8 protein-coding genes are annotated in these 11,558 nt (G+C 64.6%); 4 read left to right on the top strand and 4 right to left on the bottom strand.

What is annotated here, in order from left to right:
• The first annotated feature begins 526 nt into the window (after window positions 1-526).
• Entirely contained in the window at window positions 527-1,417 is an 891-nt protein-coding gene (gene rpoH, locus AB2N08_RS10465; RefSeq protein WP_367610578.1) for an RNA polymerase sigma factor RpoH, read from the top strand.
• 209 nt (window positions 1,418-1,626) lie between these two features.
• Here the strand turns inward: rpoH and AB2N08_RS10460 are convergent, their stop codons facing one another.
• A complete protein-coding gene (locus AB2N08_RS10460) occupies window positions 1,627-3,270 on the bottom strand; it encodes a family 43 glycosylhydrolase (protein ID WP_367610577.1) in 1,644 nt (547 codons plus the stop codon).
• Window positions 3,271-3,512: 242 nt separating this feature from the next.
• On the opposite strand from AB2N08_RS10460, the gene yghU reads away from it, so the two are divergent.
• Window positions 3,513-4,355: a glutathione-dependent disulfide-bond oxidoreductase gene (gene yghU / locus AB2N08_RS10455; protein ID WP_367610576.1), complete on the top strand. Its 843-nt coding sequence runs from the start codon at window positions 3,513-3,515 to the stop codon at window positions 4,353-4,355.
• Between the two features lie 15 nt (window positions 4,356-4,370).
• Here yghU and AB2N08_RS10450 read toward each other — a convergent pair whose 3' ends face one another.
• The 3 genes from AB2N08_RS10450 to pstS all read right to left on the bottom strand — a co-directional run bounded on the left by AB2N08_RS10450 (window position 4,371) and on the right by pstS (window position 8,895).
• Window positions 4,371-7,073: a bifunctional diguanylate cyclase/phosphodiesterase gene (locus AB2N08_RS10450; protein WP_367610575.1), complete on the bottom strand. Its 2,703-nt coding sequence runs from the start codon at window positions 7,071-7,073 to the stop codon at window positions 4,371-4,373.
• Window positions 7,074-7,094: 21 nt separating this feature from the next.
• A complete protein-coding gene (locus AB2N08_RS10445) occupies window positions 7,095-7,757 on the bottom strand; it encodes a winged helix-turn-helix transcriptional regulator (protein WP_367610574.1) in 663 nt (220 codons plus the stop codon).
• Window positions 7,758-7,866: 109 nt separating this feature from the next.
• Entirely contained in the window at window positions 7,867-8,895 is a 1,029-nt protein-coding gene (pstS, locus tag AB2N08_RS10440) for a phosphate ABC transporter substrate-binding protein PstS (protein ID WP_367610573.1), read from the bottom strand.
• A gap of 177 nt (window positions 8,896-9,072) precedes the next feature.
• On the opposite strand from pstS, the gene AB2N08_RS10435 reads away from it, so the two are divergent.
• Both AB2N08_RS10435 and ggt read left to right on the top strand, forming a co-directional pair.
• Window positions 9,073-9,501: a hypothetical protein gene (locus tag AB2N08_RS10435; protein ID WP_367610572.1), complete on the top strand. Its 429-nt coding sequence runs from the start codon at window positions 9,073-9,075 to the stop codon at window positions 9,499-9,501.
• A 1-nt stretch (window position 9,502) separates the two neighbouring features.
• Window positions 9,503-11,269 carry a gamma-glutamyltransferase gene (gene ggt / locus AB2N08_RS10430; RefSeq protein WP_367610571.1) on the top strand — a complete coding sequence of 589 codons (1,767 nt, stop codon included), beginning with the start codon at window positions 9,503-9,505 and terminating at the stop codon, window positions 11,267-11,269.
• Window positions 11,270-11,558: the final 289 nt, after the last annotated feature.

The raw sequence follows: 11,558 nt of genomic DNA, 5'->3' as shown, positions 1-11,558 counted from the left end.
CCGGGGTGTTGAAATTGCTCAAAGTGTCACCACTTCCAGAGCAAGGCGAGGCGACCGTTGTGCTGCCTCCCTCATTACCGGACCGTCGGAGCGCGCCGCCGTGCGTGGCTTCTCCTACGGTCAGTTCGCGCTTCCCTACGCTATCGCGCGTAGAACTCCTACAGGCTGCGCCTGCGGTACGTGCGCTATTCAACAGAGATAATGTTTCTCGCGCCTTACTCTGAACCTGTACGCGATTTCCAGTGTTTATCGGCTCACCTTTGAGCTGCATCAAACGAACACCCGGGTACTGCTCTACAGTGAAACCGTCATCGGTTTAATTCCTGCGAGCAATACTTTGGGCAATCTTAAGCTCTGGGCAGCTTCTGGCACTCTCTTTGGGGGAGTGCTAATATATGGTCCAAGGCAATCGAATTTCAAGCAAGGCATCCGGGTACCACGAAGTGACATCCGCTTCACGATGGCGTCACCGGCATGAGGCCGAGGCCCATCGGGATGCAGCAAGATTACTAAAAGGGAAATAAACATGTCCGCACAATCCGCATTGGTCCCGACCGGCAATCGTGCTCTGGGACTAGGTTTTACCGGCAATCTCGGCAATATCGATGCGTACATCTCGGCGGTGAACCGCCTGCCGATGCTCACGCACGAAGAAGAGATGTCGCTGGCAAAGCGGCTGCGCGATGACAACGATCTCGACGCAGCGCAAAAAATGGTGCTGTCGCACCTGCGCCTGGTGGTATCGATCGCGCGCGGCTATCTGGGCTACGGCCTGCCGCACGCCGACCTGATCCAGGAAGGCAATATCGGCCTGATGAAGGCCGTCAAGCGTTTCGACCCGAACCAGGGCGTGCGCCTGGTGTCGTACGCGATGCACTGGATCAAGGCCGAGATGCATGAGTACATTCTCAAGAACTGGCGCCTGGTGAAAGTCGCGACGACCAAGGCGCAGCGCAAGCTGTTCTTCAACCTGCGCAGCAACAAGACCGGCCTGGACGCGATGTCGCCGGGCCAGGTCGACGATCTGGCCAAGCTGCTGGGCGTCAAGCGCGAAGAAGTGATCGAGATGGAAACCCGTCTGTCGGGCCGCGACATCGCGCTCGAGTCGCCAACCGACGACGAAGACGACAAGTTCTCGCCGATTGCCTACCTGTCGTCGGAGCAGCAAGAGCCGACCAAGGTTCTCGAAGCGCAGCAAGTCACGCGCCTGCAGTCCGAAGGCCTCGAATCGGCGCTGGGCAAGCTCGACCCGCGTTCGCGCCGCATCATCGAAGCGCGCTGGCTGGCCAACGACGACGGTTCGGGCGCCACGCTGCACACGCTGGCCGAAGAATTCAGCGTGTCGGCCGAGCGGATTCGCCAGATCGAATCGGCTGCGCTGAAGAAGATGAAGGGTGCGTTGACGGCGTTTGTCTAAGCTGCTCTGCTACCCCACCAACCCCGCCTCGGCGGGGATGTACTTCAGTTAGTCTAAAAACCGTCATCCCCGCGTAGGCGGGGATCCAGGTCAGTTGCACTGCCACTTCGATATGCACTTGTGGCGTGCTTAAAACTTGGATCCCCGCCTTCGCGGGGATGACGTTTTTTTGAGCCAGGGAAAGAAGAATTACGCTTAACTGAACCGCATTACCGCCTCGGCGGAGTTTTGTTTTTGGCGACCCAGGTTGCCAGCGCCCGATACGTAAAATCGCTGAACGTTGCCGCGCCCTCGCCGGCGCTGTACAAGGCAACCTTCAGGCTCAGGAACCCGCCAAAGACATTGTGATGAATGCCCGAGACTTCCATGCGGGTGCCATGCAGCGTCCAGGTAGCACCGCCGTCGTGCGAATAGCGTAGCGTGACGACGTGCTCGTCGTTTGTCAGCCGAATCCGGACACTTGACGTTGGCCGCTTGACGCGCGCCCACGGTTGCTCTTCTGCGTACTGGAACGTCTTGATGTCGTCGCGCGAGAAACCGAGCCCCACGAACGCTTTCTGGCTGTAGAACAGCAGCAGGCCGCCCTCGCCTTCGCCGCTTAGCGTCATCGTGACCTCGACTTCGTAGGCGCGGTCGCCCACCGTGCAGGTCAACGGACGGCTGTCGGCCGGCGACGTGCCTCGCCCGGCGATCTGCAGCTGCTTCGCGCCAAAGCGGGCACGGCTCATCTCGTCCGGCGCCGGATCGTGGAAGGTCCACTGGCGCCCGAACCGGTTACGGCTGAAGTCATCCGACAGCGCGAACCCGGCCGGCCCCGGCTTGCCGCCCTTCGGCTTGGGCAGCGGCCGCGACAAGTCGCCGCCGAGCGCGCGAAACCAGCCGTCGCTCGTCCATTCCATCGGTTCGAGCAGGGTTTGCCGGCCCAGCGTGCGGTAGCCGTTCTCGTAGCCGTGATAAATCATCCACCAGTCGCCCGCTGGCCCTTCGATGAGCGTTGCGTGCCCGCGCGACCACCACGGTTCGTCGGTGCTCAGCGAGCGCACCAGCGGATTGTGCGGGCAGTGTTCCCACGGGCCGTGGACCGAGGTCGAGCGCGCCGCGATCACCATGTGCCCGGTCACGGGGCCAGCCGTGCCGCCCACCGCCGTCACCAGATAAAACCATGTGCCGCGCCGCAGCAGTTTCGGGCCTTCGGGCGCGAAGTTCTCGACGATCCAGTCTGGCGGATAACGCCACGGCTGATAGGCCTGTTCCAGCGCGCCATCCGTGGCCAGGCCGTCGTCGGTGAGCCGGATCTTGCGGATGCCGTTGACGAACAGGTAGCGCTTGCCGTCCTCGCCGACGATGTGGCCGGGATCGATGCAGTCGGCGATCTTCAGGTCGACCGGCTCGCTCCATGGTCCCTCGATGCGGTCGGCCCAGATCACGTAGATCGACCATGGCTTGCCGTCCGGCGCGGCCGGAATATAGATGAAATAACGCCCGTCGTGCTTGCACAGGTCGACTGCCCACACCGTCCCCAATGGTTTGGACAGCGCCGGCGCGAGCGGGCGCCAGTTGACCAGGTCGGTGGAATGCCAGATCACCAGGCCCGGATACGAATAGAACGATGAATACGTGAGGTAATAATCCTTGCCGTCCTTGAGTACGGTCGGGTCGGGATGGTCGCCGGCGATGACCGGATTGCGAAAGGTGCCGTCACCCTGGTCGGCCTGGCGCTGGCCTTCGACGCCGCGCCGCCAGCTTTGCACTGGCGCTGGCGCTGGCGCTGCCTGGCTGGCGGCGGGAACAAGTGGAAGGCTGGCGCCGGCGAGCAAGGTCTTGACGGCGTAGCGGCGGGAGTGGCTGGTCATGGTTCGGTATCCTGATCGGCAAAAAAAGAGCCGTCGCGCTCAAGGGCGATCGGTGCATGCCACAGCATACGAAGCGTTCCCGGGCCTGGCGAGTGCCATCGGAAGTGAAAGCCGCGCCATGCGGATAGTTGCAGTTTTTCTGCCGCGATTGTTAGCCGAACCACCCATTGCAGCCGCCGCCAACACGTTTGGCGTCCATTGGCTAGAATGGTTCTTCTGACACGCCAGCTCAAGGAAAAACCATGCCGGATTCAACGCCGTACGTCCCCCCAGCAGTCTGGACGCCGCCCGCCACCCCGGGCGGCGCGTTCGCCAACATCAACCGTCCAATCGCCGGACCAACGCACGACCAGGCGCTGCCGGTTGGCGAGCACCCACTGCAACTGTATTCGCTGGCCACGCCCAACGGCGTGAAGGTCTCGATCCTGCTTGAAGAACTACTGGCCGCCGGCCACGCCGGCGCCGAGTACGACGCCTGGCTGATCCGCATTAACGAAGGCATGCAGTTCTCGAGCGGTTTCGTCGACGCCAACCCCAATTCGAAGATCCCGGCCCTGGTCGACCGCAGCGGCGCCGAGCCGGTGCGCGTGTTCGAGTCCGGTTCGATCCTCGTGTATCTGGCCGAGAAATTCGGCGCCTTCCTGCCCAAGGATGGCGTGGCGCGTACCGAGACGATGAACTGGCTGTTCTGGCAGATGGGTTCGGCCCCGTTCATGGGCGGCGGCTTCGGCCACTTCTACGCGTATGCGCCGGAAAAACTGCAATACCCGATCGACCGCTACGCGATGGAAACCAAGCGCCAGCTCGACGTGCTCGACCGCCACCTGGCCGATAACCGCTACCTGGCCGGCGACGAATACACCATCGCCGACATGGCTGCCTGGCCATGGTATGGCGGCATGGTGCTCGGCCAGTTGTACGACGCGGCCGAATTTTTGTCGGTGCACGAGTACAAGCATGTGAAACGCTGGGCCGACGCCATCGCCGCGCGCCCGGCCGTGGTGCGCGGGCGCAAGGTCAACCGCGCGTTCGGACCGCCGGAAGACCAGGTGCCCGAGCGCCATGCGGCGGCCGACCTGGACTGATCGTATCGGCGGCGCTCAGACCAGCGCCGCCGGCACACCGAGCAGGTAACGCTGCGCCATCACCAGCGCCATCTCGTGCGCCGGCATCGGGCGCGCGATGAAGTAGCCCTGTACTTCATTGCAATCCAGGCCGCGCAGGATCGCCAGTTGCTCGGCGGTCTCCACGCCTTCGGCCACCACCGACATGCCCAGCGCGTGCGCCATCGACACGATCGCCTGGAAAAACACCTTGCCCTCTTTCGAGTTGGCCAGCTCGGTGGTGAATGCGCGGTCGACTTTCAGCACGTCCATCTTCAGGCGCTGCAATTGCGACAGCGACGAGTAGCCGGTGCCGAAATCATCCACGTGCAGCTTCACGCCCAGCGCGCGCAGCGCCGCCAGTTCAGCCAGGATGTCGTCCTGGTCGCCCATCATCGCCGACTCGGTGATCTCCACTTCGATCAGGCTGGCCGGCACGCGGTGGCGCGCCAGCGCCGCGCTCAGTTGCCGCTGCACGCCGCCGCGCAAAAATTGTTTTGGCGATACATTGATCGACACCGGCACCAGCCCCACGCCGGCATCGCGCCAGGCGGCCAGTTGCGCGCACGCCTTCTCGATCACGACCTCGCCGATGCGGACGATCAGGCCCGTCGCTTCGGCCAGCGGGATGAAGTCACTGGGCGCGACCATGCCCAGCGTCGGATGGCGCCAGCGCACCAGTGCCTCCATGCTCAGCAACTCGCCGCTGTGGACATCGACGCGCGGCTGGTAGTGCAGCACGAACTGGTCGCCCGCCAGCGCCTCGAGGATGTGTTGTTTCAGGCGCGCGCGCGAATTGAGCGTCGTCGACAGCGACGGGTCGAAGAAGCGGTATTGCCCCTTGCCCTCGTTCTTGCCGACATACATCGCGATATCGCTGTGGCGCACCAGCGTTTCGGCGTCGATGCCGTCGCGCGGGTACATGCTGATGCCGATCGACGAGCCCACCGCGTGCAGCTCGTCACCCAGCAAAAACGGCACCCCGAATGCGTCGACGATGCGCGCCGCGACCGATGCCGCCTGGCGCTCGCCGTCGCACGGGGTAAGCAGCACGACGAACTCGTCGCCGCCGAAGCGCGCCACCTGGTCGGACGGGCGCAGCAGCGACAGCAGGCGCTGGGCGGCGCACTTGAGCAGCTGGTCGCCGGTGGCATGACCGTGCGAATCGTTGACGTGCTTGAATTCGTCGAGGTCGATGAACAGCAGCGCCGCGCCCGTGCTGGCGTTCTGCGCCTGCGCCAGCATGGCTGGCATGCGCTCCAGAAAGGCGTGGCGGGTGGCCAGGCCGGTCAGCGTATCCTCGTTGGCCAGGCGCTCGAGTTGCGATTCGTGGGCCTTGCGCTCGCTGATGTCTTGCAGCGTGACGGCCAGGCCATGGCCGACCCGCACCAGGCGCCGGCGGCCCCAGCTAATGTTCAGGCGATTGTCACTCGGCATCTTGCGGTCGTCTTCATGAAAGCCCGCCTCCATCGCCTTGCGGTAGGTGGCCAGCAGCTCTTCGCCGAACAGGCCGGCATCGATCTGGCTCAGGCTCGAGCCGACCAGCTCTTCGCGCTTCATGCCATAGAAGAAGGCGCCCCGTTCATTACAGTCGACAATGCGGAAATCGACGATCTGACCGTCGCGCCCGCGCACGGCGGCGGCCATGTAGAAGCCGTCGTTGCCGCTCTCGGTAGCGGTGCGGTAGGCGCGCCGCACATCGTCCTGTTCCTTGTCGCGCTGCAGCGCGCGCTGCGCCAGAACGGCGCCAACTGCGCCCAGCAGCATCAGGCACAGCGTGGCGGCGATGGCGCGGTCGCGGCTCTCGGCCCAGTACGCATTGCCTGTAGCCAGCGCATCGACGCGCGGCAAGCCCACCAGCGCCACCAGCGGATAGACGGGCGACTGGCGCCAGCCGAGCACGCGCGCCTGGCCATCGGAGAAATCATCCGCGCCGCCGGCGCCGTCGATGTCGCGCACGCCCTGCTCGCCCGACCAGGCGGCGCCGCGGCGCGGCAGCGTGGCCGCGTCGAAGAACGCTGCGCCGTCGCTACGCTGTTCGACGCGCAGGCGCCCTTCGCTGCTGGCCAGCGCCACGATGCCGCCGGCGCCGAGCGTGGCCGGGCTGACGAACGAGGTGAAGTAGCGCGCGTCGACCGCCATCATCACCAGGCCGTCGAATTCATCTTCGCGATCGTCGAGGCGGCGCGTAAACAGCACCACGTCGTCGGCCGCGCCGACCTGCACCGGCGTGGCGCCCACCCGCAGCGCGGTCGAGTTGTTGTCGCGGTGATGGATGAAGGAGGGCCCGTCCGCCAGGTCGACGCCGACCAGGCCGGGGCGCGTGCTGGCGCGCACGACGCCGCGGCTGTCGAGCACCGCGACCAGGTGGAAGGCGCTGTCGGTGAACATGCCGTCGCGCCGCATGTCATCGAGCAGTTGCGGCTTGCGCGAGTTCTCCCAGCTGAACTTGAGCTGCATCGTGATCTGGTCCATCTGCGCCACCGAGCGCGTGATGTACTGCTCGTAGGCTTCGGCGTAGGCGGCGGCGTCCTTGCGCGTCTGGCCGGCGACGCGCGTCTGCTCGGCGTCCACGCGCACCAGCGTCGCACCCCACAGCGCGATGCAGACCAGGAGGGCGAGCAGCGGCCAGACCAGCACCAGGAAACGCTTGCTTCGGTATGGCGTGGCGGACGGGGCGATGCGGGGGTGTTTGCTCATGCTGCGACCGGGCACTGCATCTCAGGCCGGCGAGAGCATGTAGCCGGCGCCGCGCACGGTCTTGATCAGCGACTTGGCGCGGCCCAGCGCCTTGCGCAGGCGCAGCACGTGGACGTCGACGGTGCGCTGGTCGAGCGACTGGTGCGCGTCCCAGAGTTGCTCCAGCAACTGCGAGCGCGAGAAGACCTGGCCCGGATGGCACAGCAGGAAACGCAGCAGGCGGTATTCGGCATGCCGCACTTCGACCCGGCTGTTGCCGACCTTGACGCTGCAGCTGAGCGGATCGAGCACCAGGCGGCCCGAGCGCAGCAAACGCGATTCGGGCGACAGATCGCGCGCCTCGTCGAGCGGCGCTTGCGGGATGAATTCGGGATGGGACACAGCTGCCGGCAACGCAAGCGGACGCTCGCCTTCGGCACATTCGGCCGCCAGCAGGATGACAGGTTGATCGCGCAGGCGACGGTCGCCGCGCAGGCGCGCCAGCAGGCGCATGCCGCCTTCGTTGCGCAGCATCGATTCCTGCAGCAAGAGCTCGGGCCGTTCGCGCCCGATGAAATCCCAGGCTTGTGCCAGGCTCGGCACGTTATGCCAGACCCATTCGTCCTCGTGCAGCGAAAATTTGAGCAGCTCGGCGATGGCCGGCTTGTCGTCAATCACCAGGACGATCGTGTTCGCCGTTGTCATGGGATGCCTGATAGATGAGGTACCGTAGGGTTGGCCGCAAGATCATCCGGTGCGATGACCGCACCGGAACCAATCGACGCGTCGGCAGCAGAGCTGCCGACCCTGCGAATTACATGATGGCCTTGCCCGAAGCGTCTTTCAGGTTGGCTTTCCATGCGTCCTGCACTTGCTTGACGACGGTTGCCGGCATTGGCACATAGTCCAGTTCGGCTGCAGCAGGTGCGCCGTTCTTGAAGGCCCAGTCGAAGAACTTGACGACTTCCTTGCCCTTGTTGACGTCAGCCTGTGCCTTGTGCATCAGGATGTACGACACGCCGGTGATCGGCCAGCTCTGCTTGCCGGCGCCGTCGGTCAGGACCACGCCGAAGCCTGGCGCCTTGGTCCATTCGGCGTTCGCGGCAGCTGCCTTGAACACGTCGTCGCTTGGCTGCAGATCGACGCCTTCCTTGTTGCGCAGCTGGGTGTGCGACAGCTTGTTCTTTTTCGCGTAAGCCCACTCGACGTAGCCGATCGAACCCTTGATACGCTGCACGTTGGCGGCGACGCCTTCGTTGCCCTTGCCGCCCACGCCCACGGCCCACTTGACGGTGGTGCCCGAACCGATGCTTTCTTTCCAGGCCGGGCTGGTCTTGGCCAGGAAGTCGGTCCACAGGAACGAGGTGCCCGAGCTGTCGGCGCGGTGCACGACGGTGATGTCGGTATCCGGCAGCTTGACGCCCGGGTTCAGCGCGGCGATCGGCGCCGCGTTCCACTTGGTGATCTTGCCCATGTAGATGTCAGCCAGGACCGGACCGGTCATTTTCAGCTGGCCTGGGGTCACGCCGTCGACGTTGACCACGGCAACCACGCCGCCCATGATGGCCGGGAACTGCATCAGACCTTCTTTTTCCAGCTCGTCTGCTTTCAAAGGCATGTCCGACGCGCCGAAGTCGACGGTCTTGGCCTTGATCTGCTTGATACCGGCGCCCGAACCGACCGATTGGTAGTTCAGGCCATTGCCGGTCGCTGCCTTGTAGCCCTCGGCCCACTTGGCGTAGATCGGGTACGGGAAGGTAGCGCCTGCACCGGTCATGTCGGCGGCAAACGAGGTCGTCATCACGAGTGCGGCTGCAGCGCCGGCGAGGATCTTTTTGAACATTGTTATTCCTTAGTTGAGGGATATGTTTTGCACTACAGGACAAAGAATAGCGCGCGAATATGACCTGTTTATGACTTCAAAAATCGCGGGTTCATGACGTGGAAGAGCGACGTGGCGCGCCGCTGCGCTTGCGGTTTTGCTATCATGGGTTTTCCTGTCAATACCTGGATGACACCCATGCGCTCCCCGATTGGCTCCCCGTTTCGCCCTGTCTCCATCGCCGCCGTGTGCCTCGGCGCCGGCCTGTTGTCCGCCTGCGCCGCCCCCGAGCGCCTGCCGGACGCCCAGTACACGCTGAGCGAGCGCCAGAGCCTGCTGCTGGCGCCCGAACAGCGCCTGAGCCTGACTTATGAGGGCGCCGACGACACGCGCTGCCCGGACAACGCGCGCTGCATGGCGCCGGGCCGCGTCGCCTACCGCTTCACGCTGCGCATCCAGAATGTGGCGCAGGCGTTCTGGCTGGTGCCGGGCAAGCCGGGCTTCACGTCGCCGGCGCTGCGCGGCGCGCGCGTCGAGCTCGACCGCTCATTCGATGCGCCGGCGCGCGGCATGATCGAGGCGAAGCCGGCGTCGTATCCGGTCGTGCTCAATATGTACGGTACCTAAGGTGCGGAGCCGCTCGCCTGCAACCGTCGCACTGGCGTGCGGCCTGGTCCTGTCGATCGTCGTTGCGCCGGTTGCCGCAGCCCCCGTTGCCACCGGCCACGGCGGCGCCGTCGCCACCATCAGCGAACAGGCATCGCAATCGGCGCTGGCCATCCTGAACGGGGGCGGCAATGCGATCGATGCGGCCGTCGCCGCAGCGGCCACGCTGGGCGTGACCGATCCGTTCAGCTGCGGCATCGGCGGCGGCGGGTTCATGGTGATTTACCTGGCCAGGGATGGGCGGGTCATCACGATCGACCACCGCGAGACGGCGCCAGGCAAGGCCGGCCCCACGCTGTTCCAGCAGGCCGGCAAGCCGCTCGATTTCGAGACCGCGGTGGCCAGCGGCGCGGCCGTCGGCGTGCCGGGCACGGTGCGCGGCTGGCATGAGGCGCTGGAGCGCTACGGCAGCATGCGCTTCGCGCAAGTGCTGGCGCCGGCGATCGCCGTGGCCGACAAGGGTTTCAAGGTCAACGCCACGTTCAATGGGCTGATCGAACAGAATGTCGCCAAGTTCCGCCAGTTCACGCCGACCAGCGAACTGTATCTGCACGACGGCAAAGCGATCCCCACCGGCACGCTGCTGCGCAATCCCGGCATGGCGCGCGCCTATCGCGAGATCGCGAGCGGTGGCGTAAAGGCGTTCTATGAAGGCCCGATGGCGCGCGCGATCGTCGATGCCGTCAACCGCCCGCCCGTGGCCAAGGGATTCAATGTGCGCGCCGGCGCGATGACGTCCGCCGACCTGGCCAACTACGAAGCGCGCATCCGCCCTGCCCTGCGCAGCACCTATCGTGGTTATGAACTGTATGGCATGCCGCTGCCGAGCAGTGGCGGCGCGACAGTCGCGCATGCGCTCAACATCCTCGAAGGCTATGACCTCAAATCAATGCCACGCGCGCGGGCCGAGCACCTGTATATCGAAGCGAGCCGGCTTGCTTTTGCCGACCGCAACGCTTATCTGGCCGATCCCGAGTACATCGATGCGCCTCTGGCGGGCTTGCTGTCGAAGGACTTCGCCGCCACGCGTCGCGCGCTGATCCCGATGAAGACGGCGGCGCCGGGTGCGGTGGCGGCGGGCGACCCGTATGCGTTCCAGGATGATCCGAGCGTGCCGCTGCGCCCACCGGTACGGGCGAGCATCAAGATGGCGCCCGAAAACGCGCACACGACGCACCTGACCGTGTCGGACAAGGATGGCAATGTCGTGGCCTATACGTTCACCATCGAATCGTGGGGCGGCAGCGGCATCGTGGTGCCCGGCTACGGCTTCCTGCTCAACAACGAGCTGACCGATTTCGACGTCACCAGCCCGCATCCGAACATCCCGGAAGCCGGCAAGCGTCCGCGTTCGAGCATGGCGCCGACGATCGCGCTCAAGGATGGCAAGCCGGCGTTTTCAGTGGGCAGCCCGGGCGGCTCGACCATCATCACGACCGTGCTGCAAACGATCGTCAACTACGTCGATTTCGGCATGCCGATGGACAAGGCGGTCAATGCGCCAAGGATCAGTCAGCGCAATGCGCCCGAGACCTCGATCGAACCGGGCTTTGCCGGCAGTACGCAGGCACGGGCGCTGGCGGGATTCGGTCAGCGCTGGGAATCACACGCCGAAGAAATCGGCGCCGCCAACGCGCTGGTATTCAATGCCGATGGCACGGTGACTGCGGTCAGCGAAGGCAAACGCCATGGCGTCGGCACGGCGCTGGTGCAGCAGCGCGGCCATTAACGCAAAAACCAGTGTCAAAAAGCCGGTATCAAAAAGCCGGTGTCAGGTCTGACATTCGGACACGAACTCTACATTCAAAAAGCCGGTGTCAGGTCTGACATTCGGACACGAACTCTACATTAGTTTTTCCCTCGCCTCGCTGCGACTTTCAAGGCTGTTTGCCGCACCATGACTACTGATGTGATCGTGTCCGAATGTCAGACCTGACACCGGCTTGTGTGACACCGGCTTGTGTGACACCGGCTTGTCGAGACCTGACATCGGCTTGTGACACCGGCTTGTCGGATGA

Origin of the sequence: Massilia aurea (assembly GCF_040790145.1) — a bacterium.
GTDB lineage: Bacteria > Pseudomonadota > Gammaproteobacteria > Burkholderiales > Burkholderiaceae_D > Telluria > Telluria aurea_C.
Note: the sequence above shows the minus strand (reverse complement) of the source record. Positions and strands in the feature narration are given on the sequence as shown.

Coding starts and splice junctions, on each gene's coding strand:
- rpoH (WP_367610578.1), top strand. CDS start 527: ATGTCCGCACAATCCGCATTGGTCCCGACCGGCAATCGTGCTCTGGGA.
- AB2N08_RS10460 (WP_367610577.1), bottom strand. CDS start 3,270: ATGACCAGCCACTCCCGCCGCTACGCCGTCAAGACCTTGCTCGCCGGC.
- yghU (WP_367610576.1), top strand. CDS start 3,513: ATGCCGGATTCAACGCCGTACGTCCCCCCAGCAGTCTGGACGCCGCCC.
- AB2N08_RS10450 (WP_367610575.1), bottom strand. CDS start 7,073: ATGAGCAAACACCCCCGCATCGCCCCGTCCGCCACGCCATACCGAAGC.
- AB2N08_RS10445 (WP_367610574.1), bottom strand. CDS start 7,757: ATGACAACGGCGAACACGATCGTCCTGGTGATTGACGACAAGCCGGCC.
- pstS (WP_367610573.1), bottom strand. CDS start 8,895: ATGTTCAAAAAGATCCTCGCCGGCGCTGCAGCCGCACTCGTGATGACG.
- AB2N08_RS10435 (WP_367610572.1), top strand. CDS start 9,073: ATGCGCTCCCCGATTGGCTCCCCGTTTCGCCCTGTCTCCATCGCCGCC.